This is a genomic window from Sporacetigenium mesophilum DSM 16796, from assembly GCF_059569055.1.
The window spans coordinates 567767-592221 of the sequence record NZ_JCANUR010000001.1 but is presented as its reverse complement, the minus strand read 5'-3'; the positions used below and the strand labels follow the sequence as shown (position 1 = coordinate 592221).

21 protein-coding genes and 1 pseudogene are annotated in these 24455 nt (G+C 30.5%); 5 read left to right on the top strand and 17 right to left on the bottom strand.

Features of this window, described 5'->3' with window-relative positions:
* Window positions 1-42 precede the first annotated feature (42 nt).
* Window positions 43-1353 carry a betaine reductase selenoprotein B gene (gene grdH, locus BS62_RS02995; protein ID WP_496489755.1) on the bottom strand — a complete coding sequence of 437 codons (1311 nt, stop codon included), beginning with the start codon at window positions 1351-1353 and terminating at the stop codon, window positions 43-45.
* 11 nt (window positions 1354-1364) lie between these two features.
* Window positions 1365-2690: a glycine/sarcosine/betaine reductase component B subunit gene (locus tag BS62_RS02990; RefSeq protein ID WP_496489754.1), complete on the bottom strand. Its 1326-nt coding sequence runs from the start codon at window positions 2688-2690 to the stop codon at window positions 1365-1367.
* Window positions 2691-2991: 301 nt separating this feature from the next.
* Between BS62_RS02990 and BS62_RS02985 the strand changes: the two genes are divergently transcribed.
* Entirely contained in the window at window positions 2992-3621 is a 630-nt protein-coding gene (locus BS62_RS02985) for a TetR/AcrR family transcriptional regulator (protein WP_496489753.1), read from the top strand.
* Between the two features lie 124 nt (window positions 3622-3745).
* Here BS62_RS02985 and BS62_RS02980 read toward each other — a convergent pair whose 3' ends face one another.
* The 4 genes from BS62_RS02980 to BS62_RS02965 all read right to left on the bottom strand — a co-directional run bounded on the left by BS62_RS02980 (window position 3746) and on the right by BS62_RS02965 (window position 9830).
* Window positions 3746-5305 carry an HD-GYP domain-containing protein gene (locus tag BS62_RS02980; protein WP_496489752.1) on the bottom strand — a complete coding sequence of 520 codons (1560 nt, stop codon included), beginning with the start codon at window positions 5303-5305 and terminating at the stop codon, window positions 3746-3748.
* Between the two features lie 46 nt (window positions 5306-5351).
* Entirely contained in the window at window positions 5352-7790 is a 2439-nt protein-coding gene (locus BS62_RS02975) for an HD domain-containing phosphohydrolase (protein WP_496489751.1), read from the bottom strand.
* Between the two features lie 112 nt (window positions 7791-7902).
* Window positions 7903-8874: a TIM barrel protein gene (locus tag BS62_RS02970; RefSeq protein WP_496489750.1), complete on the bottom strand. Its 972-nt coding sequence runs from the start codon at window positions 8872-8874 to the stop codon at window positions 7903-7905.
* Window positions 8875-8894: 20 nt separating this feature from the next.
* Complete coding sequence (locus tag BS62_RS02965) at window positions 8895-9830, bottom strand: prenyltransferase (RefSeq protein WP_496489749.1); 936 nt, start codon at window positions 9828-9830, stop codon at window positions 8895-8897.
* Between the two features lie 157 nt (window positions 9831-9987).
* Between BS62_RS02965 and BS62_RS02960 the strand changes: the two genes are divergently transcribed.
* From BS62_RS02960 to BS62_RS02950, 3 genes are read left to right on the top strand one after another with little or no spacing between them, the layout of a single operon-like run.
* Window positions 9988-10926 (top strand): ABC transporter substrate-binding protein, encoded by a 939-nt coding sequence (locus BS62_RS02960; RefSeq protein WP_496489748.1) that lies wholly within the window; start codon window positions 9988-9990, stop codon window positions 10924-10926.
* Window positions 10926-11654, top strand: a complete 729-nt coding sequence (locus tag BS62_RS02955) for an ABC transporter ATP-binding protein (protein ID WP_496489747.1) — start codon at window positions 10926-10928, stop codon at window positions 11652-11654. The genes BS62_RS02960 and BS62_RS02955 overlap by 1 nt, the downstream gene beginning before the upstream one ends.
* Window positions 11641-12411, top strand: coding sequence for an ABC transporter permease (locus BS62_RS02950; RefSeq protein ID WP_496489746.1), 771 nt, complete (start codon window positions 11641-11643; stop codon window positions 12409-12411). The genes BS62_RS02955 and BS62_RS02950 overlap by 14 nt, the downstream gene beginning before the upstream one ends.
* A 148-nt stretch (window positions 12412-12559) precedes the next feature.
* Here the strand turns inward: BS62_RS02950 and BS62_RS02945 are convergent, their stop codons facing one another.
* From BS62_RS02945 to dpaL, 11 genes and pseudogenes are all read right to left on the bottom strand, one after another.
* Window positions 12560-13207 (bottom strand): TetR/AcrR family transcriptional regulator, encoded by a 648-nt coding sequence (locus BS62_RS02945; RefSeq protein WP_496489745.1) that lies wholly within the window; start codon window positions 13205-13207, stop codon window positions 12560-12562.
* Between the two features lie 24 nt (window positions 13208-13231).
* Window positions 13232-14296 (bottom strand): ABC transporter permease, encoded by a 1065-nt coding sequence (locus BS62_RS02940; protein WP_496489744.1) that lies wholly within the window; start codon window positions 14294-14296, stop codon window positions 13232-13234.
* A complete protein-coding gene (locus BS62_RS02935; RefSeq protein WP_496489743.1) occupies window positions 14296-15018 on the bottom strand; it encodes an ABC transporter ATP-binding protein in 723 nt (240 codons plus the stop codon). Before BS62_RS02935 ends, BS62_RS02940 begins: the two co-directional genes overlap by 1 nt.
* A 161-nt stretch (window positions 15019-15179) precedes the next feature.
* Window positions 15180-16013: a pirin family protein gene (locus tag BS62_RS02930; RefSeq protein WP_496489742.1), complete on the bottom strand. Its 834-nt coding sequence runs from the start codon at window positions 16011-16013 to the stop codon at window positions 15180-15182.
* 95 nt (window positions 16014-16108) lie between these two features.
* Window positions 16109-16540 (bottom strand): MarR family winged helix-turn-helix transcriptional regulator, encoded by a 432-nt coding sequence (locus BS62_RS02925; RefSeq protein WP_496489741.1) that lies wholly within the window; start codon window positions 16538-16540, stop codon window positions 16109-16111.
* A 21-nt stretch (window positions 16541-16561) separates the two neighbouring features.
* Window positions 16562-17038, bottom strand: a complete 477-nt coding sequence (locus tag BS62_RS02920; RefSeq protein ID WP_496489740.1) for a glutathione peroxidase — start codon at window positions 17036-17038, stop codon at window positions 16562-16564.
* Between the two features lie 132 nt (window positions 17039-17170).
* On the bottom strand, window positions 17171-17797 hold the full coding sequence (locus tag BS62_RS02915) for a DUF975 family protein (RefSeq protein ID WP_496489739.1): 627 nt from the start codon (window positions 17795-17797) through the stop codon (window positions 17171-17173).
* 219 nt (window positions 17798-18016) lie between these two features.
* Entirely contained in the window at window positions 18017-19390 is a 1374-nt protein-coding gene (locus BS62_RS02910; RefSeq protein WP_496489738.1) for an APC family permease, read from the bottom strand.
* A gap of 317 nt (window positions 19391-19707) precedes the next feature.
* The gene (locus BS62_RS02905; RefSeq protein WP_496489737.1) at window positions 19708-20865 is read right to left on the bottom strand and encodes a M20 aminoacylase family protein; all 1158 of its coding nucleotides are present in this window, start codon (window positions 20863-20865) and stop codon (window positions 19708-19710) included.
* Between the two features lie 49 nt (window positions 20866-20914).
* On the bottom strand, window positions 20915-22150 hold the full coding sequence (locus BS62_RS02900; RefSeq protein ID WP_496489736.1) for a Zn-dependent hydrolase: 1236 nt from the start codon (window positions 22148-22150) through the stop codon (window positions 20915-20917).
* A 31-nt stretch (window positions 22151-22181) separates the two neighbouring features.
* A pseudogene (gene dpaL, locus BS62_RS02895) lies at window positions 22182-23392 on the bottom strand (diaminopropionate ammonia-lyase).
* A 159-nt stretch (window positions 23393-23551) separates the two neighbouring features.
* On the opposite strand from dpaL, the gene BS62_RS02890 reads away from it, so the two are divergent.
* A complete protein-coding gene (locus BS62_RS02890; RefSeq protein ID WP_496489735.1) occupies window positions 23552-24442 on the top strand; it encodes a helix-turn-helix domain-containing protein in 891 nt (296 codons plus the stop codon).
* Window positions 24443-24455 lie beyond the last annotated feature (13 nt).

The window sequence follows — 24455 nt, the reverse complement described above, 5'->3', positions numbered from 1 at the left end:
ATAGGCATCGCCTTATAGGCGACGCCTTTTGATTGTAATAAATTATATTTTTACCTTAAATACAGTTTGATCGTTTATTTCAGTAGCTAGTGCATCTAATGCTACACCTACTCTATGGTAACGTAATTTCCATTGCTCATCCTTAGTTGTACTTGGGTCTCCTAATGGATAAGGTATTGAAATTGTAGGTACTATTCTATTTGATCCAACAGTTTTAGAAACAGGTATTAAGTTAGCCATTTGAACTATAGGGAATCCAGCTCTTTCTATTTCTTTTACCATCGTTGCACCGCAACGAGTACAAGTACCTCATGTAGAAACTAGGATTACTGCGTCAACATTATCCTCTCTTAGGAAAGGTACTATTTCCTTTGCCATTCTTGAAGCTTCTGCCTGTGTTGTTCCTGTTCCAACAGTTGAGTAGAAGTAATTATGAAGCTTTCCTATTTTTCCTTCACTTTCATATGCTTTTAATGCATCTATTGGAGTTATAACATTTGGATCTGCATCAGCTGCTGCTGGGTCAAATCCTGCATGTATAGTTTTATAAACTCCGCCAGCTAAACTATCAACACCATCAATACAATATCTACCCCATCTTGTTGCTGAAGCTGATTGAATTCTATCAGGATTATCAACTGGTACTATACCTCCAGTTGTAACAAGTGCTATATTAGCTTTACTTAAGTCTTTTACAGCAGGAGCTATTGGAACTCTATCTGCCATAACTATTTTAAGCTCTGTTTCGTATTTCTCTCCATTTAATTTTTTAAGTAACATATCAACAGCTCTGTCATACGCTGGCTTTTCATCTTTTCTCCAAACTTGATGTCTAATTCCCCTTGGATAATAGCTCTCTTCTTTTGCACCTTCTATTTCTTCACCTTTTAATATTTTGTTTCCAAGTGCTGCCATAGTTTTTATGTCTGATCTCATTTTTGCAGCGCTATTTCCACCTACTAATATATACATATCTTTTTTGAACATTTCAACACCAGGGTTTTCTACATGCATAGAAGTGATAACCGGTACATTGAATTTTTCTGCTACAGCCTTACAAATATGTCCACAAGCAACTCCATATCTTCCTGCTTGGAAAGCTGGCCCTGCTAAAAATATGTCAAACTCTTTATCTTCTAGAAATCCTAATATAGTATTAATTGCTTCTTCAGTATTTGAACCCATAAAGTTATCACCACATATTATTGTATGTGTAACCTCTGCATCTATTTGTTTATTAAGTTCCATAGCTGGACCTACTAATCCTTCTCTTATTTCTGGAACAAAATCTGCCTTATCTTCTCCCCCTACTTGCCCAAAGAATTGATTTATATAAAGTATTGCTTTTTTCATAATTGCACCCCCTAAAAATCCTTCATAATTTTAGTTGACCATCCTATTACTTGATCTCCACAGAACATTGCATTGTTTTCCATTATAATTGAACCATCAGGTCTTACAGAAGGCCCAAGTATTTCATCATCAGCCCATCCACCAGATACTCCGTCTCTTGCAAGGGCTTCAAGTTCACCAATAACTGTTTCCATTGGAGGTAATTCTATAAGTTGTGATACGTTTCCTGATGAAACTATTGCAGTCAGTTTTTCATCTAGTGTTACAAGTGGTTGAGATTGACCATCTCTACCAGTACACTCATTTGTCATTCCAACAGTTTTTACCCCAGCATCTTCAAGTGCTACTATACAAGCTACAAAGTCAGCATCTGGATTTCCATATCCTTCTTCAGCAACTATTGCACCATCTGCACCTAAAGATTTTGCTAATTGTGCTACAAATAACGCAGATCTTTCTTTTTGGTCTAATGCAACATTTAAGTTTGACATTATAACTCCAAGAAAGTTTAATGTTTTGCCATGTTCTTGATATAATCTTTTTATTGTTGGTGCGTTTTGGAAATCATATGTAGACCATTTTGATGAGCATGGCATGAAACTTCCTGATATTACTGCACCATCAAGTATTTCATTTGGATGCATATATGTTGGAACCATATGGTTTGCATCCCAACCATAAACTAAATCGTTGTATCCATCCTCTTCCATTTGAGATTGAGGTTGCATTACATATACAACACTAGGAAGGTCATTAACTTCTTGTTTTCTTTTTGATATAGGCTCAAGTTCATAAACTTCAACTTCCTCTGGCTCCATATCTTTAACACATGTAGCTATAAACTCTGCTAATTTGTGTCCTGCTTCTCTTAATGCTTTGTTTTTCTTTTGTTGCTCTCTTTTTTCAAAATCTTCATTTGTATCAGCAACAAGAACTATATTTTTAAGGCCTGAGTAGTAAGTATATTTAGCTCCTTCTCCACTCATATCTATTAATCCATCTTGGAATCCACCCCAATGTTTTCCTACAACAAGTAAACTACATCCCTTTAAAGCATGAGTTTTTCCATTACCAGCTTGCACTAAATCTCCAGTATATCCTGGGAATAATGGGTCACCATTAACTTTCACTCTTGGTTCAATAGCTTCTTTTACAGGGAATATCCTAACTTTATCACCAGGTTTTACAATATGAATGTCTGCTCCTATTAGACGTTCGTCCTCATTTACAAAGTCCAAAGCTTCCTCTTTGTTAATTGTCAAAACTCCATCTGAGTACGATGTCTTATCCCCAAATACTATGTCCCTAACATAAAAGTTGCCTAGTTCAAGTTTCATTCTCTCCACCCCTTTAGAATAAAATATTAATTACTATATTACTATGTAATCATGTTTAATTTTATAACCATGATTACTTTGATTAAATTTTAACATTATGTTTTTGTCCTGTCAACGTTTTCCTCACAAAAAATTCCAAATATTATATTTTTTATATGCAAATATGTTTTAAGATATTTATTAGGTTGTTAGGTAATTTTTAAATTTTTATCATTATTCAACTTGTGATATAATATATTTTGTTACAAATTTAATGAAGATGGTGATTTAAATGGATAATAAAGAAATACAAAGAAAACGCATGCTTAGTTATTTTATTGAAGCTACAAATGAAATTATCGAAAAAGAAGGTATTGAAGCCGTAACTATAAGGAAAGTTGCTACTATGGCAGGATATAACAGTGCTACACTTTATAACTACTTTGAAAATCTAAATCATCTTTTGTTTTTTGCTTCACTTAAATATCTAAAGGATTATGCAGAAAACTTACCTAAATTCACTAAAGGCTCAAAGGATCCTATTGAAACATATCTCAATGTTTGGCGATGTTTTTCATATCATTCATATTCGAAACCTGAGATATATTCATTGATTTTCTTTAATGAATTTTCACACTCAAAAGTTAATGATTCAATTAAAACCTATTATTCTATATTTCCTGAAGAAATCAATGAGGATTCAAAAGATTTTTTGCCTATGCTTCTTGAAGATAATATACATATGAGAGATTATAATATTCTTAAATCTGCTGCTGACAAAGGCCTTATTAAAGAAGAACATCTACATGATATAAATGAGATGAATGTTCTCATTTACCAAGGTATGCTTTCAGGATTGTTAAATAAAAGTAGAGACTTAACAGTTGATGAGGCAGTTGAAAAAACATTAAAGTATATTAAAAAAACTTTAAAAGCCTACATGATAGATTAAAAAAATTCGCTACGCTCATGTCGCCAACCACCAGTTGGGACCTTGCTCAAGTGTAACGGATAAATTATAATATCCTTATAATTTAAAAGGGCACATATTGTATAAATATGTGCCCTTTTTTGATTTAATTATTTTTAAGCATTTTAACAAAAACTTCTACAATATCTGGATCAAATTTTGAACCTGAATTTTTCTTAATTTCTAATATAGCGTTATCCTTACTCATTGAACTACTTATTAGTTCCTCATAACTTTCTGCTAATGCTATTATCCTTGAAACTACTGGGATATCTTCGCCCTTTAATCCTTTTGGATAACCATAACCGTCCCATCTCTCGTGATGACTTAATACGTATTTGGCTAACTCTATAGTTTCATCAAAATAATTCAAAATCCTATACCCCGCTACAGGATGCTGTCTTATTTCCTGTAACTCTTCATTAGTAAATACACTATTTTTATTTAATAGACTTTCGTCTATTACAATTTTTCCTATGTCATGAAGATAACCTGCATCTTTTAAACTTTTCGTTTCATCTTCAGATAAATTCATAGCTCTTCCTATATCCTCACATATTTTACTTACACGTTTTGAATGTTTTTCTTCTCTATGACTTTTGTCGTGAAGTGTTTTAATTATTGTATCTATTGTATTAATGTGAATACTTTTTCTATCTAGAATTTTTTGGGAATACATTTTGTTTTCAGCGTTTTCTATAATTTGCGAAATATTTTCATCTATTGAATTTTTTGTGTCACAGCCCAATGAAATGCTAACTTTTATAGCCTTTATATGTTCTTTTGACAATCTATTTTTTATTCTTTTTGCAATTTCTTCTGCTTCTTCATTTTTTGTATTTGGAAGAATAATAATAAATTCATCTCCAGCCCAGCGTGCAATTATGTCTTCTTTCCTACATCCATTTTTCATAACTTCTGCTGTTTTTGTTAAAAGCATATCGCCAGAAGAATGTCCAAAAATATCATTTGCTAACTTTAAATCATCAACATCTCCCATAATTATTGAAATTGGAAGATTATCTTCAGTATCCAATCTATTAAGCTCTTCTTCGAAGAATCTCCTATTATAAAGGCCCGTTAAGGGATCATAGTAACTTAAGTAATTAATTTCATCGTTTTTAGTTTTTAACTTTCTAAAATTTCTAAACAATAAAAATGTAGTTACTGATAAAACTATAACAGCAATGGACAACATAATAAAAAATGCGCTAGTCATCATCTTATTACTTTGTTCAAGCTCATTTCTCATTGTTACATCATTAATTATTGAAACTAACAATGCCTTATCTCCCTGTATATATGGATATGATTGAACTTCTACAGTTTTTATATCTCCATTTGCTGTTTTATGTTCAAATATAAAGTAATTTCTTTTTTGATTTAACGCATCTTGCATTTCTTTTTCAGTTTCTTCAGGTGTTAATGTGTTTAATTGTTTTATGTTCATAGATTCTAATTGTTCTTTTTTGTATCCATAAAAATCAGATGCTGCTTTATTTGCATATATAATATTATCGTTTTCCATATCTATTATTAGCATAATTGAACCATGGTTATCGAATATTTTATAGAAATCTATATCTGATTTGTGAGCAGATGCATCTAGTGAAGGGACAAATAAAAAAACAAACATAAGAATTAATGTAACCATTATTTTTTTCATTTCCCTAAGCCCCCAATACCAACTCAATGTTTATCTATATTTTCTATTACCAATTCAAACCTAGAACCTTTTCAACAAATGTTCTGGCTATATCTGGATCGAACTGTGTTTTGGCATTTTTCTTTATTTCTTCAACAGCTTCTTCTAGACTCAAGGAATTTCTGTAAGGTCTATCATATGTCATGGCATCGTACGAATCAGCAATTGCTAATACTCTAGCTTTCCATGGAATCTGATATGCTTTTAACCCTTTCGGATATCCTTTTCCATCCCATCTTTCATGGTGCAAAAGTACACATTCTGCAATATTGTAATATTCACTAGAAGTGCATAGTAATCTATAGCCTATTTCTGGATGACGCTTTATCTGTGTCCATTCAGCCTTGGACAATGTATTTGGCTTATTTAATATAGCTTCACCAATTGCTATTTTCCCAATATCATGTAACTCACCTGCAATCCTTAGCTCCTTCAGTTTGTCATCTCTTAAATTATAAGCTTTTCCAATAGATTCACATATAATCCCTACCCTTTTTGAATGAGCATCTTCCCTAGGATTCTTAATTTGTAGAGTGTTAATTATAGATTTAATTACCGCATTTCTATTACTTGTACTATCAAAAGTCTTTTCCTTATACATAAAATCTTCCGCATTTTTTAATATATTTTCTATAGATTGACTCTCATCATTTTTTGTAGCCAGTCCAAAAGAAACTGACATCTTAATATTCATTACTACTTTTTCTTCAATTTTTTCTTTTGCATTATTTATTAACTTAGCTGCAAAATATCCTTCAGTTTTAGGAAGTAATATAACGAATTCATCTCCACCAGTCCTTGATATTATATCTTCAGGGCGGAATTCTGTTTTTAATACATCTGAAACCTGTTTAATAAGTAAATCTCCGTATTTATGCCCAAAGGCATCATTAATTATTTTTAACCCATTTACATCGGCATAAACTATTGTTAGTGGTAGATTTTTGTTATTATCTAATCTTATTAATTCTTCTTCAAAATATCTTCTATTGTATGCCCCTGTTAACTGATCATGATAACTTAAAAATTCTATTTGCTTTCGTTTTTCTTTCTTTTCACTAATATCTCTAAATACTAAAACAACACCTATTACCTTACCAAGTCTATCTATAATTGGAGCTGCAATATCTTCAATTACTATTTCAAATCCATCCTTGGTAATTAAAATCATATCATTATCTGACTCAACAGTTTTCTTTATTTCGAATACTTTTTGCATAGAACTTTCTACCTTTTCCCTTGTATTTTCATCTATAACTTCGTATACATCTTCAAATGATTTTTCATATGCTTCTTTTTTATCATAACCTGTTAGTCTTTGTGCTTTATCATTGATAAATTCTATTTTTCCATTTTTATCAACAGCTATAACTCCACCACCTACAGATTTTAATGTTGCATGTAGTCTTTCTTTGTTTTTCCTTACATTATACTGCTCTATCTCTATTTTGCTTAACATATTATTTATTGAATTTCTTAAAAATGCAAATTCATCTTTTCCATAAACTTTTAGTCTTTGAATTTCAATTTCTGTTAAATCTATACTTTTAACTTCATCAGTTAACTTAGTAAAGGGTTTTGATATGTATCTTCCCATTAAATTAAAAACTAAAAATAAAATTAAGCCCATCGTACACGCATAAAATACCATGAACTTATCAACTTGATTCATTCCTGATACAAACAAATCTCTTGATTTTGTCAATGTAACTAAAATATATTCGTCTTCATCTACAATGTTTTTGAAAATAAGTCTTACTCCCATAGTATCTCTATATCTGTTAAACTTTAATTTATCCAATGAAGTATTTTTATAGTCTAAATTATTTACTATAGAAAATGAAACTTGACTACCTGTTATTTTTTCTAAATCTTTTTTTATACTTTCATCAATAAGCCTTCCAAATATTATTTTACCATTTGATTCTCTACGCATTTTACTATCAGTTATTTGAGATGTTGCAACAAAATAAAACTCATTTCCCAACTTCAATATACTTGATGTATCTTCATTAGATACAGAATATTTTATTACTTTATCTATATCTTTATTAAACCCCTCAGGAGATTCTATAAAATTCTTATTATCTAAATCATAAAACTGTTTACTTTTGATTTTCTTGTCATTATCAACTATAATAGCAAAGTTTAATTCAAGATTTTTAAAAGTATTTTCTGTTAAATGTTTCTCTATGTAATAAGGATATTTGTTATTAATAAAATCATAAGTGTCATCCCAATGACTCCATTCATTGACACTACCTTTATATTGACTTTTCTTATCATTAAAAAAAGAGTTTACACTATGACTAATATAATTAACTTGATCTTCTTCTTGATCTTCTAAATAACTTGAAAAGAAACTTTGAAATGCACTATTACTTATAAAAACAAATAAAATTGTTATTAGTATTGTTATAAAAGTTATTCTAGTTCTTATTTTCATAAACAAAGACCCCTTTTGGTCAAAAAAATAATTGCATTGTTTTTAACAATGCAATTATATTATAATATTTGTTAGTTTATATTACTATATTTTTGGCAAAAATACATTGCCTTTAGAATATTTTTCTCTGAGTTTCAAGCATATTCTCAAGTTCATGTAAATTCTTTCCAATAACCTCGAAAACAAGATATTCTGGTTTAATTTCATCTATTACATCTTTTATATAATGAGAGTCAAATGGAACGTGTAGATCAATATTTTTAATATGTCTTCCAGAGTATTCAAGTTTATCCCAAAAATCAGTTTTACTTTGAAGAACCTTTATTTTTTCACTGTGATCTGATCTTAGGTAATCTCCAGATAATGCCTTGTTTAAATGTATACCTTTAATGTATTTTTTAAGATCACCTAAGTTATTGATAACTGAAAGAATATATTTGCAAGCTTCTTCTTCATTTTTAATAGTAGGATTTGTTATCATAAGGTGCCCTATATCCAACATTATTCCTTTATTAGGATAATTGATTTTATCTAAAAATTTGTTAACTAAATTTGCATCAGTAAGTTTTAGTCCAGGACACCAAAGATTTTCAAATAATAATGTAAAACCTTCATCTTTACTTCCAAATGATTCATTAACTAACTCTGCTGCAGCTTCAAGTATGTCCCAGTCACTATAGGTAAATTCAAAATTATAAGTGTGAAGTAACTCAGCATGTGTAACGTGAAAAACTGCATATTCTACCCCTGTATTCTTAGCAGTTTCTATTTCATATTTATAATGGTCAATTAGTATATTTTTATCTAATCCACCATAGAATGATATAATGTTTTCTTCACTTCCAAATTGCTCAATTAATAGCTCTTTATTTCCCCTCCAAAAGTCTAGCCACATAGACCAGTACCCAAGATGCATTCCTACTACAGTTTCTTTAGGAATATTTTTTTGGTCATATCCCTTTAGTACCATTAGTTCCAGTCCATCTAACTTATTTCTATTTATAAATTCTTTTACTTTTTCCCAATCCCTGTCAAACCAATCCATATGATAATCAAGTGTAGTTAAATTTGTTAAAGTTTTCATGTTATCCCCCTTAAAATTTTCTAAACTAAAATTAAAGCAATTATAGTTATAAGGTTAAATGTTATATGAAGTATATTTGTGATTTTTATTGCACTAGTTTGTGGCATAGAAGCCCTTTTATATGACCTAATAGCTATTGGCAATGTTAAATATACAAATAAAGTTAATATAGGTAAATCCTCTGTAATAACTAGTATTGTAGTCATTCCATATGCAATAGCTATTAATGCAATATATATTGCTCTACCAGCTTTAATACCTAATATAACTGTTAATGTTCTTATTCCGAGATTTTTGTCTCTATCATAGTCTCTTATTTCATTTGCCATCATCATAAGAGGAATCATAAGTCCTGCTGGTAATGCAAGTATTATAGGAGTAATAGAATATTCACCTGTAAATACAACATAAGAACCTAATACCATCAAAGGTCCCATAAGTATAAGTGAAAAAATAGCCCCTAGTCCCCTCTTTTTGTATACAAATGGTTCACCTGTATAAGCATAAGAACCTATAATTCCAGCTATTCCTATATAAATAAGCTTTGGAGTACTTAAATACATTAATATTAATCCAATAAGGCCAGTTCCTGCTATACACAACATACCACAGGCAAATACCAAAAGGTCAAATGCAGTTCTTTCATATTTTAAAAATTTATAAGTTTTTTCTCCTGGTCTATGATACTTAAATGATCCTTCATAAAAGTCATTTATTAAGTTTGCACATCCCTGTACGAGCATACCACCTATAGTAATTAAAACTATTTTGAAAATATCTAATGCTAAATTCCCACTAAATAACTTTCCTTCTATGTTAGCTATTAACATACCTAGCGTTGTTGAAGCTAGTGCAAGTGTAAGTGATAGGGGTCTTAGTGCAATCCATAAATCCTTAATCAATTTCACAATATACTCCTTTTTTGAGTACTCTGTCATTTCATCTCTTAATTGCATAATTTCATCTCCCATTAAACGATATAATTTTAACCATATGTTTAATTATACATGAGGTTTTTGTAAACTAAAATAATAAAAGGTAGAATTATTGATTTATTTGTCTTAAAGTAATACAATTAGTATGTTAATAAATAATCTAAAAGGAGATGTATCAATGAAAATCACAAAAAAATTATCAGCAATACTACTAGCTGCTATGATGACATTTGCAGTTGGTTGTAGTCCAAAAACTTCTACAAAAGAAATAAAAAATGATGAAACTCCAAAAGAAAAATTAACCTTAAAAATTGGGGTTATGCCAGCTGTTGACTCTGCGCCAATATTACTTGCAGATAAAAATGGGTATTTTGATGAACTTGGTTTAGATGTTGACGTACAAGTTTATACAAATGCAATGAACAGACAAAGTGCTCTTCAAAGTGGTGAGTTAGATGGAGCTATGACAGACGTTATTGCTTTGGTAAACAATGTTGAAAATGGCTTTGATATAAAGGTTACAACAAGTACAGATGGAGTTTTTCCTTTCTTAATTAAAAAAGGATTTGAAGAAAAGAATGATATTAAAGTTGGAATGATGGAAGTAAGTGTATCTAACTATTTATCTGATAGAAGCTTAGGAGATAAATACAATGTAGAAAAAGTTTACATAAATGAAATACCTGCTAGACTTGAAATGATTGCCAAAGGAAATTTAGATATGGCTGTTATACCTGAGCCAATGGCATCTCAAGGTGAGTTAAAAGGACTTACTAAAAAACTAATTGAGAACAATGATGAATTCTCTCCAGATGTAATGGTATTCACTGGAAATGCTATAAAAAATAATGCAAAAGCAGTAGAATTATTCCACCAAGGTTATAATCACGCTGTTGAAGAAATAAATAATGATGATACTATAGCTAGAGATATATTAATAAACACTTTAAAATTAAACCCAGAAACTAAAGATAAAATAATATTACCAAAGTACAATAAAGCAAGAGTACCTAGCAAAGAATACCTTCAAGGTATTATGGATTGGAACAAAGATGTTCTAGGAAAAGAAATAACTTTAAAATACGAAGATTTAGTTGATGGAAAGTTTGTGAAGTAATGATTGAAGTCAACAACATAGATGTATGTTATGGCAATGAAAAAGCTTTAGATAATGTCTCTTTAAATATTTCTAGAAATACTACTTGTGCTATTATTGGTGCTTCTGGTTGTGGGAAGACTACCCTTTTATATTCATTAGCGGGAATTATTAAGCCTTCTTCAGGAAGTATATTTATTGATAATGAAAAACTAAATGATATAAGAAAAAGTACAGGGTTAATCCTTCAAGATTATGGACTTCTTCCATGGAAAACTGTTTGGGATAATATAGCTTTTTCATTAAAATCTAGGGGATTAAAAAAAGACGAAATAAATGATAAGGTATTATCTACACTAAAAGACTTAGGAATACATGAATATGCAAAAAGATTTCCTGGGGAATTAAGTGGAGGTCAAAAACAAAGAGTTGCTATAGGAAGAACTTTAGCGCTAGAGCCTGATTTATTACTTATGGATGAAGCATCATCTGCCTTAGATGCTATGACAAAGGAGCATATTCAAAATCTTATATTAGAAATCTATAAAGAAAGAAAAATAACTTTGGTAATGGTAACTCATAACATTGAAGAAGCTGTTTTTCTTGGACAAAAGATTATAGTTATGGGCAAGGGAAAAATAAAGAATATAATAGATAATCCATACTTTGGAGCTGAGGATTTGAGAAATAATCTAGAGTTTTATAAGGTATGTCTTGAGGTAAGGAAGTGCTTAAATGAAGAATCTTAAAAATATTATACAAAGTAAAACATTATATGGAGTATTAGTAGTAGTAGTATTTTGGTATGTACTTCATTTTATTGTTGGTTCTTCAGCAATACCTTCACCTTATGAGACAATAATAAATTTTGTTGAGATTTTTCCAGGTGTACTAAGTCTTCACTTATTAGTAAGTCTAGGAAGAATATCTGTAGCAATATTAATATCATTAGTATTTGGAAGTATAATTGGCCTTTGGATTGGTATGAATAAAAAGGCAGATGAACTTATTACGCCTATAGTGTATATACTCTATCCTATTCCTAAAATAGCTTTTTTACCAATATTAATGATTTTATTTGGACTTGGAGAAACTCCTAAAGTTGCTCTTATAGTTATAATAATTATTTTTCAAATTATTGTTGCCGCAAGGGATGGAGTTAAGGAAATACCAAAGGAACTTTTTTATTCTGTTACGTCCCTTGGTCTAAGCAAAATACAAATTTACAGACATTTAATACTACCATCAGTTCTTCCTAAAATAATAACTGCACTGAGAATTAGCGTTGGTGTTAGTATATCTGTATTGTTCTTTGGTGAAAACTTTGCAACAACCTATGGTATTGGATATTTCATAATGAATAGTTGGATGATGGTAAACTATGTTGAAATGTTTAGTGGAATACTAGCCCTTAGTATTATGGGATATTTAATATTTAAGCTTATTGACATGCTAGAAGATAAACTTTGTGGATGGATTAAAATAGGTAAGAAATATAATATATAATAAAAAATTCGCTACGCTCATGTCGCCAACGACCTTGAAAGTCAGGTCCGTTGCTCAAGTTTAGTAGTTGGAAATTAAAAAATGATGCCCTAACTTTGGGCATCATTTTTTATATAGCAAGTTATTTTCCATTGTATACTTTGATTCTTTACTTTAGTATACCACTAACAGTAAGATTTATTATATCCTCTATTTCACAATCATCTATACATTGTTTGTTCAGAAATACAAAGTTTGAAATAATAAATCCGCCTATAACTATAAGTAACATTTTTACAATTTTTTCATTTGGTATATCTTTTAGTTCGCCTTTTTCTTTAAAAATCCCTATAACTTTATTTAAACGCAATACCCCACTTTTATAAAACAAAGGAAGAATTTCATTTTTTAAATCTTCTTTATAAATAATTTCCTTAATTAAAACCTGAAATATTTCTCTGTTTTCAGATACAAACAGTATACGGTTTTTTAAAAATGATCTCAAAAAATCCTCGAATGTAGCTGTGCTTTCATTTAATGTTTCATTAAAAACCTCAACTGCCATAGATGGAAAACTCTCTTTTATAAATGGTACTATTACAGAAAGTAATAAATTTTCTTTTGTTCCATAATGCTTAAAAATTGTTCCTTCTGATACTTCTGCAAGTTTAGCTATTTCTGCTGTTGAGGTATTTGAATACCCTTTTTCTGCAAACAAGTTTATTGCTGTCTCAACAATCTTTTTTTGTTTAGCAGTTTGTTTATTTGAATCTGCTGATTTAGCAATTATATCATTTAATAATTTATTTCTTGACAATAAATCACTTCCTTCATCTGTATACTATATTTTGCGGTACTTTCTCAAAGCTAATAAATTCAAAATTATAAAAATAACAGTAAATCCTATTAAAATATATAAATCTTTACTAATATCTGATAAACCTTCTCCCTTATACATAACACCTTTTAGTGCGTCTGCAGCATAATATAGGGGCATTGCTTTTGCAAATACTTGTAACCAATTAGCCATACCCTCAATTGGAAAAATACCAGAAAAGAACACTTGTGGAACAATTACAATTGGAATGAACTGAACCATTTGAAATTCAGTTGCTGCAAAAGAAGAAAGGAATATTCCTAAAGATAAAGCAGCTAAGGCTAAAAGTAAGTTGATTAAAATTACATTCCAAATAGAACCTACCAATATAATATCTAGTACATTTACAGAAAATAATACAACGATAATAGTCTGTATAACTGCAAATATCCCAAACCCAATTAAATATGCTGCTACGATTTCTCTTTTTCTTATAGGTGTTGCAAATAAACGCTCCAGAGTTCCCGTTGTTCTTTCTTTTAATAAACCAATTCCAGCAATTAAAAATACAAAGAAGAATACAAAAAATCCAATTAATATAGGACTAAATACATCAAAAGCTCCAGTGTCATCTCCTCCATAGATATAATCTGTTTTAATTACATCTTGGGATGACATATTAATTTTTAGTCCCCTTTGTTCCATCATTTGCGATTGTAGTTGTAAACTTAGCACCTGATTAACTTTCATTTTCAAAGATTTAGATATTGTAGGATCATCATTTTGTAAAGTTAATATGTTTTTATTATCTTCAACTTTTAAAAATCCATCTAAATCATTTTCTTTTATTTTTTCTTCTATATTAGTAACATCTTTAAACTCTTTTACTTTAATGTCTGCATTTTTTAATTGTTCCACTGTTTTTTCATTAATATTCTCAACCCCTAGAGTAGGATCAACTGTTTTTCCATTGAAAACAAAACTCATAAGTGTAAGTATTAATAATGGAGCAACGAATAGCAAAGCTAAAGTTCGTTTATCTCTAAGCATTTGCCAAAAAATTCTTTTAACTAGTGCAGCTATTCTCATTATTCATTCCTCCCTGCATATAAGAATACTTCATCTAAGTTTTTGGCTTTATATAGTTCTTTCAATTCATTAGGTGTTCCAGTTGCAATTAATGATCCATCTCTAATCATTGCTATATAATCGCATCTTTCAGCTTCATCCATTACATGTGTTGTTACAATAATTGTCTTTCCTTCTTCATTTTTCAACCTTAACAATTCATCCCAAATGCTAAACCTAAGTTCTGGATCAATTCCAACAGTAGGTTCATCTAAAATTAAAACTTTAGGGTTTTGTATTAATGCAATGGCAAGTGAAAGTCTACGTTTCATTCCCCCAGAATAATTTGCTACTTTTTTATTTAGGTCTTCTGTGAGATTAACTAATTGAGATGTATAGGTAATTCTATCTTTCATTTCTGCTTTACTTAGCTTAAATAAAGATGCAAAAAACATAAGGTTCTCTTTACCTGTTAATTCAGTATATAATGCATCAGATTGAGCCATATATCCAATTTGTTGTAATAGCTTTAAATTAGGCACTTTTTCATTTAATAGATAAATTGAACCATTGTCTGGTATATCCATACCCATAATCATTTTTACTAATGTTGTTTTCCCAGCCCCAGATGGCCCAATAAACCCATAAATTTTTCCTTCCTCAACGCTAAAGTTAATGTCATTTAGTACAAATTTTTTACCATAACTTTTGCTAACATTTTTTATTAAAATAGTTTCTTTCACAATTATCCCCTCCTACTAAGTGAGTAATTACTCACTATATAAATAAATATTATAATAATTATATTGTAAAGTCAATAAAAAGGTGAGTGTTTACTCACTTTTTTATTTTTCAAAAAATAAGAAGGGAAATTCCCTTCTTAAATTATTTAAAACACCATATTTTATTTAATAAATGTTCCTGCATCTATTTCTCTAAATGCCTCATTAAGTTCTTCCTTTGTATTCATAACAATTGGTCCGCCCCATGCAATAGGTTCATTAAGAGGTTTACCTGAAAATATTAAAAATCTAATTCCATTATTAGATGATTTAACCCAGAACTTTTCTCCATCATTAAATAACACAGCATTTTTTTCCTGTATGTATTCATTTGTTTGAGGATCAAAGCAACCTTCTCCTTGTATTATATAAACAAATAGCTTTTCATCTTCTGGTGTTTCAAGTACCCATTCAGAGTTTTCTTTAAGTTCTACATCTGCAAAGAAGGCTTTAACATACTCTCCTTCTGTAGCTCCTGAAATTCCTTTATAGTTTCCACAAATAATATGAACTTTACTATCTTTTTCTTCAACAACAGGAATTAAATCACTCTTAATGTCCCTATACTTAGGATTAGTCATTTTATATTTAGCTGGAAGGTTTATCCAAAGCTGAACCCCTAACATTCTTTCACTTGCTTTTGGCATTTCTTGATGGATTATACCACTTCCAGCAGTCATCCATTGGCAATCTCCATCTAATATACTTCCTTTATTGCCTAAACTATCTCCATGTTCTATATCCCCTTTTATTAAGTAAGTTACTGTTTCTATTCCACGATGAGGATGCCATGGGAATCCTTTAGTATAGTCATCAGGATTATATGAATCAAAAGCATCTAGCATTAAAAAAGGATCAAAGTCTTTAACATCATGGTATCCAAAAACCCTTACTAACTTAACACCAGCACCATCTTCTTTACTTTGTCCTTTTACAATTTTATTAATAGTTCTCATACAATAACCTCCTTTGCCCCTAAAAATAATATATATTATATTTATATTTAATATAACGCTCAAAAACCCTTTACAATTATGCAAAGGATTTTGAATTACTCTAGAGTTTGTAACAGCTTATCTAAGTTTTTCTTCAATTCCATTGCATGCTCTATTGTCATATTAGTTTTACAAAACAGCTTTTCTGGTATATCTACTACTTTATCTTTTAATTCACGACCCTTTTTAGTTAACTCTGCAATAACTACTCTATCATCATTTTTATCCCTATATCTATCTATTAACTCCATACTTTCTAGTTTTTTTAGTAATGGTGTTAATGTACCTGAATCTAAATGCAGTCTTTTACCTATATCCTTAACAGTTGCTTTTTCTTCTTCCCATAATACTAACAATGCTACATATTGAGTATAAGTAAGATTGTGCTCATCAAGAAATGGTTTGTATAGTTTAATTATTTCTCTTGATGCTGCATATAAAGAAAAGCATATTTGATTATCTAATTTTAAATAATCATATTTATCCATAAAGTTCACCTACTATCTTTTTTACTTTAGTAAATTTTCAATATCATTTTTTATTTTCATCGGAGGTGTTGTTGGAGCATATCTTTTAATTACCTTTCCTTCGCCATCAATTAAAAACTTTGTAAAGTTCCACTTTATATCCCTATTTAAGAATCCTTTAGTTTCACTTTTTATGAATTTATATAATGGATGTGCATTTTCTCCATTTACATCTATTTTCTCAAACATATTAAAAGTTACTCCATAATTTAATGAACAAAAATTATTTATTTCAGTGTTACTTCCTGGATCTTGGTTTCCAAATTGATTACAAGGAAATCCTAAGATTTCAAATCCTTTATCTTTATAATTTTTATATAATTCCTCTAACTGAGAAAATTGTGGTGTTAAACCTCAGTTGCTTGCAGTATTTACTACTAATACTACCTTTCCTTTGTATTCATTCATATTAATATCGTCACCAAATATATCTTTTGCTGAAAAGTCATAAAAATTCATATGTTATTCTCCTTTAATCTATTTATATCTTTAGTTTTATTAAATTTAATTGTATTCAACCGATTTATTTATATATTATTCCTTTTTATCTATAATGTCAACAGCTTTTAATAAATTAAAAAAGCCCAAGCATTATTGCTCGGACCATGTTATATCTTTGCTTATGTCTTTGTAAAAGTTAGCTAAAGTAATATTATAGTATGGAATAATCCATATAAATCCTATACCTAAAGTTATAATTCCAACTATACTCCATCCTATAAAACTAAGACCTAAAATAAAGTATCTAAATTTATTACCTTTCATTATTCTAGCACTTTCCTTTATAGCTTCTATAGCAGATATATCATCATTTTCTGCCATTATATAATATATTTGTGAAAACATTAAACCTATTATTATTCCAGGAATTATTAATATGATAAGTCCTATTATAATTGCTAGTGTAGTTAATAAATAAGCTATAAATACCTTCCCAAACTTTTTAAATCCAAACAATATATCGCTCATTTTGTTTTCATGTTTAATAAAGTTTAAAGAAAAATAGCAAAATCCTAATGCAAAAGGAGCTGTAAGTATAAAAGTTACTATATCAAATACAGTTTCTCCAGTGTTGTAATAATATGGGTCAGAATTATATGCTACTACAAATGAAGGTATAAATATTATAGCAAAATACACTAAATGAAACGATATCGCTTCCCACCATCTTCCTTTTAGTTGAGTTCTTGCAAGTGATTTTAGCTCACTATTTCTCATATGCCATTCTCCTTTTTGTTTTTATTATATATGTATAGCTATATATACACCGTTTTATTTATTCTAAAACAAAACGTTTATATGCAATTATATTTACTATAAACTAAAACTCAAATTAGTATAAACTCATATAAAAAACCACTGATACTATAATATAATTAAATTTAAATTATATCAATATCAGTGGTTAATTAATTTATACATTTCCTTTAAAAGCTACTATGCTGTAAACTTCATGTCTTTATTTTCATTTTGAGCATTTTTCTTTTTCATATATGAATAAACAGGTAATCCTAAAGCTGTTATAACTAAACCTGATATTGCATTTACAGGCTGAGTAATTAATGTATTTATAACTACATATCCTCCACCTATTATAGCTATTGCTGGAGTTATTGGATACAATGGTATTTTGTACGGTCTAACTAAGTCAGGTTGATCTTTTCTTAACTTAATAACACCAAAGAATGTCATTATATAAAATATCCATATTGTAAATACTGCTAAATCTGATAGTAAGTCAAACTTTCCTGATAAAGCATATATTGATGATAATACGGCTATAAACCAAGTAGAATTAGCTGGAGCCCCTCCTACATTTAACTTAGAAAACCAATTACTCCCTGGTAACATTTTTTCACTAGCTAAAGTATAAGGAGTTCTTGGGCCTGTTAATAAGTATCCATTTAAGGTTCCAAATACTGATATTAATATACCTATAGTAATTAATTTACCGCCAATTGCTCCAAATATTGCCGTAGCTACAGCTGTTGCTGGAGTTTCTGTCATCATCAATTCATTTGCTGGCATAACCCATAAGTAAGCCAAATTTATAAGTAAATATACCGCCATAACTAATGATAAGCCTCCAACTATTGCCTTTGGTAAGTCCTTACCTGGATTTTTCATTTCACCAGCTATAGCACCAACATTTATCCATCCATCATATGCAAATAATGTAGCTATTAATGCTTGTCCTAGTGCTGTTCCTATACTTACACTTTCTCCAGCCATTTGAGACATTATAGGATTTCCATTTCCTTTAACAAATCCAAATATTATTATTAAAGCAAGTGGTATTAACTTACATGCAGTAGAAACCGTTTGTATAGCACCACCCATTTTAGAACCTAATGTATTTAAGAAGGCTATTAAAACTATAGTTGCTATAGCTATTCCTACTTTTGCAGTTATATTATCTGTGCTTAATCCCAATAATCCTACTGCCTGAGTAGCAAATATAGTTGCTAGTGCAGCAATTGATCCAGGGAAGAATAAAACCGTTTGCATCCAGCCAGTTAAGAATCCCCATTTTTCCCCATATATTTCTTTTAGATAAATCATCATTCCACCAGTTTTTGGTATCGCTGCAGAAACTTCAGCTGCAGTAAGACCTCCTGCTATTGTTATAATTCCGCCTATTATCCAAGCTACTATTGCTAATCCTGGAGCTCCTCCTGTTGCATTATACATAGCATAAGGCTTAAAGAATACTCCAGCCCCTATTACCATACCTACAACTGTAGATAATGCAGCGGCAAAGCCTAATGTTTTTTGTAATTCTTGGCTTTGCGTATTATTCTTTGTGCTCATTTAACATTCCTCCGTTTGTTATTATATTAACTATTAATCCAAGAATAAAGCCTTGTTCTAATTATGTATAGTCACTAAAAAGACTTTTCTCGACATATTTTGATTATAGCACGCTATTATTTAATCTTCTATAGGATTTAAATTTCACAGAATATTAAATTATTTAGTTAAAAAATTATCAAAAATGATTAAAAACTATAAACATTCTTACAATTTTTTCTATTTAGTATATTGAGTAATATTACTCAAATACAAAAAAGGTTGTTGGTATAATTATCAACAACCTCAGCATATTTTTATTGCTTAATTAACTTCATTTACATTTCAGAAAGACGGATTCTAACTATTTCTACAAATAACTCTGCACCAATCTTTAATATTGTATCATTATAATCATAAAGATAATTGTGTAAAGGAATAATCTCATTTTCACTTTTAGCACTACCTAAGAATATAAAGCAACCAGGCACTTTTTCCATAAATATACCAAAATCTTCTGAAGTCATAATTGGTTCACAGTTTGCATTTACATTTTCTTCTCCAACTATATTTCTTGCCGCTTGTGCAACAACTTCAGTGCATTTTTCCCAATTTACAGTAGGTGAAAATTCATGGGTATATTCAAATTCACATTCAGCTTCATAAGAGTCACATATATTTTCACAAATTTTTCTCATTCTTTTTTCGATTAGTTTCTGAACTTCAGGAGTGAAACTTCTTGTATCTCCTTTAATTTCCACGTTAGTAGGTATTGCATTTCTAACTCCATCCGTATGTATTTCCGTGCAAGAAACAACTGCATTATGAATTGGACTTACATTACGAGAAACTATGGTTTGTAATGCAAGAATAATTTCAGCACCAATTACAAGAGGATCAACCCCCATATGCGGACTAGAAGCATGTGCTCCTTTTCCCTTAATTCTAATAACAAAATTATCTTCACTTGCCATAATACCACCTACTCTAGTTGATATTGTTCCCTCTGGCAATCCTGGCATATTATGCATTCCATAAATTTCGTCAACAGGAAAACGCTCAAATAACTTGTCATCTATCATAGCTTGTGCGCCTTTACCTGGTTCTTCCGCTGGTTGAAAAATAAATCTTACTGTACCATTAAAGTTTTTTCTCTCAGATAGCAATTTAGCTGCACCTAATAATGTTGCCATGTGACCATCATGTCCACATGCATGCATTACTCCAGAATGCTTTGAACTGTATTGATGCTTAACCCCTTCAGTAAGTTTAATAGCATCCATATCTGATCTAAGACCAATAACCTCTTTTCCATCTCCAACTTTAAGATTTGCTACAAGACCTGTAAACCCTATATTTTTATGAACCTCAAGTCCCATATCTGTAAGTATCTTAGCTAAATATTCTGAAGTATTCTTTTCTTCAAAGGCTACTTCAGGATACATATGTAAATAATGTCTCCATTCTTTAAGTTGTTTTTCAAAATTAGTATTCACTATTAATCCCTCCATTTTAATTTAATTTAGTTTTTTCTATATACATACTTTAGTTAACCACTTTATCTGTTAAACGTAAAAACGCACGAACTGCTGTTTTAACGGCTTCATCAGGAGTATTTTCTTCTTTGCAATGTGAAAGACCTCTCTCAGACATGGCAAACATCATTACTGTCGGCACGATTTTCGCCATTTCCACTGCATCATGAAGTGGGCCTGAGAACATAGTTGTTGCCTCACCTGTTTCTTCCTCTACAGCTTCCTTGCAAAGTTTTATTAGCTCATCATCAAATAATGTAGGTGCAATAGTATATATTTTTTCCCAACGTACTGACACCCCCTGATCGTTGGCCGCCTGAGTTGTAGCTTTTCTTGCATCCTCATTCATTTGTTGTAGCACTGATGGGTCAATAGCTCTTTGGTCTAAAGAAATAACGCATTTTCCTGGGACAATAGTTGTTACATCAGGTTCTACGCTAACTTTTCCAACAGTACATACAGCATCATATTTAAGTGCAATTTCTTTAAATGCTAGTGATGCTTGTGCAGCAGCTAAAAATGCATCCTGACGCATCAAAGTTGGAAATGATCCAGCATGTGCTGGCTGACCTGTAAACTCTATATAATGACGTTCAACACCAGTAGTTCCATATACACAAGCTACATGCTTTTTCATATTTTCTAGTACCGGTCCTTGCTCAATATGCAACTCTAAGTATTTCGTAATGTTTTTTTGTTTTAATTGTTCATTTGCACGTATCATATCAGTTACTTCTACATTATAAGCCTTAAGGGCATCAGTTATTTTTATTCCATCGTTATCTACACGATTGATGATTTCATCAACATTTATAGTTCCACTGGCAGCTGATGATCCCATTACGCTGTTTCCATAACGAGCACCTTCTTCATCAGCCCAATCAACAGCATAAATTGTTTTATTTGGCATTGCTTTTCCCTTACCATAACGTCTTAACACCTCAAGCGTAACAACGACCCCTAAAGCACCGTCTAACCAGCCACCATTAGGAACACAATCTAAATGACTACCTATTACTACAGCTTCATTGCTAGTTCCTTGAATTTTCGCCCAGGTATTTCCTGCAGCATCTACTGTTACCTCCGCTCCAGCTTCTATAGCTTTGTTTGTAAACCAATCCCTTGCTATTTGCCATGTTGGTGTCCAAGCAACTCTCTGTGCTCCATTGACATTTGAAGTTAAATTTGCTAACTCTCTTAAATCTGCTACTACTCTTTTAGCTACTTCATTTAAATTGTAATTCATATAAACTCCCCCTTATTAATTTTTAATATATTTAAGCAAAAATGCTCTGATTTTTTCCATCATAAACAACTTTCTTATAATGCTGTGGATCTGTATCTCCTTCTGTACTAAAACAAATTATTACTGAGTTTTCATCTAATTCTAGTTTAGTTTTTAACTCTTTTAATTCTTCTCTTTCCATTAATAATGATAAAAGTCCTAACCCAACTGCTCCAGATTCACCAGATGCTACTTTTTTATCATTTCCTATAGGATTTGCTAGTACCCTCATTCCTCTAGCTGATACATAATCAGGACATGATATATAAGCTTTTGCAAAATCTCTTAAAATTTCCCAAGTAACTATATTTGGCTCTCCACAAGCTAATCCAGCCATAATAGTATCTAAATCTCCAGTAACAGAGTGTGGCTTTCCATCATCAGCTAAGGCAGACTTATATATACAATCAGCTTTTTCTGGTTCAACTATGGTAGTTATAGGACATCTATCTTTAAAAACGTTTGCATAATATCCTAAAACTCCTCCTGCTAAAGATCCTACCCCTGCTTGTAAAAACACATGGGTAGGTCTGTTAGTACCATCTAGCTTCATTTGGTCTAAGGCTTCAGATGCCATAGTTAGATAACCTTGAGTAATCCAATTAGGGATTTTCTCATATCCTTCCCATGCTGTATCTTGAACTAAAAAACCGCCACTCTCTTCCGCCTTTTGCTTAGCCAACCTCACAGTATCATTATAATTTAAATCCGTAATATAAGACTCCGCGCCAGCATCTTTAATAGCTTGAAGTCTTCTTAATGAAGATCCCTTCGGCATATATACAATAGATTTGCAGCCCATGCTATTCCTCTTCCATGATTTCCATCAGTTGCAGTAACAAACACCATATCTTTTATTTTTTGGGCAACTTCTGGTAATTTAAAGTAGTCAAAGCTTATAGAGTTTATATCAATATCTAACTTTTCACATAAAAGCTTTGCTATTGCAAAAGTTCCCCCTAAGCTTTTAAATGCATTTAGTCCAAATCTATGCGATTCATCCTTAATATATATCTTAGAAACTCCCAATTCTTTAGCCAATCCATCCAGACTTACTAGAGGTGTAGCCTTGTAACCTTCAATAGTAGAGTGAAATCTCCTTACACTTCTTACTTCTTCTTCACTTAAAAAATCTGGTCTGTTTTCTCCTTTTCTATTATTTATTACAGCTTTAATTCCAAATACTTCGCTGATTTTCTCCATCCATATCATCTCCCTTTAATTTTCTATTAACAACCCATCCATTATAATAAATATTTAATGCGTAATATAACTTTGTTATTATTATAGAGTGATTTAAATTAGCTTTCTATCAGCTTATTGCCTAATAATATCGTAATATTGATTTGAGGAGGGAATTAATTGCAAATATTTGATATACAAATCACCAATGATCTTCAAGAACTAACAATGCACGGAAATCAATTATTTCCAATAGGGGTGTACAAGACTCAGTTAAGTAAAAACGTACATGGATATGTTCCCCTACATTGGCATGATGAAATACAATTTGTCCTTGTGGTAAAAGGATGTGTAAGTTTTAATGTAAACCAGTCTACCTATTATATTGAAGAAAAAAATGGTATTTTTATTAATTCCAGTTGCCTTCATTCTGCAAGATCCTATAATTCAGAAGATAGCGAATATATATGCTTCGATATAAGTCCAGGACTTCTTGCTTCTTCAGAAAGCATTATATATAAAAAATATATAGAACCCTTTTTAAAATCAAAATCAACTATTACACTAAGTACTTTAATCCCTTGGCAAAGTAAAATATTAGAGGACTTAAATAAGTTATTTGAACTTTATACAAGCAAATCTTTTGGTTTTGAACTAAACATGTATGCCGTACTATTAAATATATGGCATTTAATAATTTCTAATACTCCTGATTATATGATGGAAGTTAGCTCTGATACTTTTGCCCAAGATCAGCGAATTAAGAAAATTATATCTTATATTCATCAAAACTATAAAGAAAAGATAACATTAGAAGATATGGCAAAAACTGCAAATGTCAGTCGCTCTGAATGTTGTAGGTTTTTTAAACAAATGACTAGATTAACGCCCTTCGAATATTTAATTTCTTACCGTATCAATCAAAGTATACAACTATTAAAGAATAGTACTTTATCTATTACAGAAATTGCTGAAGAAGTTGGTTTTGGTAGTGTAAGTTATTATATTGAAAAATTTCGAAAACATACAAATTACACCCCAAAGGAATTTCAAAATTACTGCATTGTCTGAAAATATTGATTAG

Bases quoted from the DNA above. Each gene is read 5' to 3' on its own strand.
- BS62_RS02990 (WP_496489754.1), bottom strand. From the start codon at position 2,690: ATGAAACTTGAACTAGGCAACTTTTATGTTAGGGACATAGTATTTGGG.
- BS62_RS02985 (WP_496489753.1), top strand. From the start codon at position 2,992: ATGCTTAGTTATTTTATTGAAGCTACAAATGAAATTATCGAAAAAGAA.
- BS62_RS02980 (WP_496489752.1), bottom strand. From the start codon at position 5,305: ATGAAAAAAATAATGGTTACATTAATTCTTATGTTTGTTTTTTTATTT.
- BS62_RS02975 (WP_496489751.1), bottom strand. From the start codon at position 7,790: ATGAAAATAAGAACTAGAATAACTTTTATAACAATACTAATAACAATT.
- BS62_RS02970 (WP_496489750.1), bottom strand. From the start codon at position 8,874: ATGAAAACTTTAACAAATTTAACTACACTTGATTATCATATGGATTGG.
- BS62_RS02965 (WP_496489749.1), bottom strand. From the start codon at position 9,830: ATGCAATTAAGAGATGAAATGACAGAGTACTCAAAAAAGGAGTATATT.
- BS62_RS02960 (WP_496489748.1), top strand. From the start codon at position 9,988: ATGAAAATCACAAAAAAATTATCAGCAATACTACTAGCTGCTATGATG.
- BS62_RS02955 (WP_496489747.1), top strand. From the start codon at position 10,926: ATGATTGAAGTCAACAACATAGATGTATGTTATGGCAATGAAAAAGCT.
- BS62_RS02950 (WP_496489746.1), top strand. From the start codon at position 11,641: ATGAAGAATCTTAAAAATATTATACAAAGTAAAACATTATATGGAGTA.
- BS62_RS02940 (WP_496489744.1), bottom strand. From the start codon at position 14,296: ATGAGAATAGCTGCACTAGTTAAAAGAATTTTTTGGCAAATGCTTAGA.
- BS62_RS02930 (WP_496489742.1), bottom strand. From the start codon at position 16,013: ATGAGAACTATTAATAAAATTGTAAAAGGACAAAGTAAAGAAGATGGT.
- BS62_RS02925 (WP_496489741.1), bottom strand. From the start codon at position 16,540: ATGGATAAATATGATTATTTAAAATTAGATAATCAAATATGCTTTTCT.
- BS62_RS02915 (WP_496489739.1), bottom strand. From the start codon at position 17,797: ATGAGAAATAGTGAGCTAAAATCACTTGCAAGAACTCAACTAAAAGGA.
- BS62_RS02910 (WP_496489738.1), bottom strand. From the start codon at position 19,390: ATGAGCACAAAGAATAATACGCAAAGCCAAGAATTACAAAAAACATTA.
- BS62_RS02900 (WP_496489736.1), bottom strand. From the start codon at position 22,150: ATGAATTACAATTTAAATGAAGTAGCTAAAAGAGTAGTAGCAGATTTA.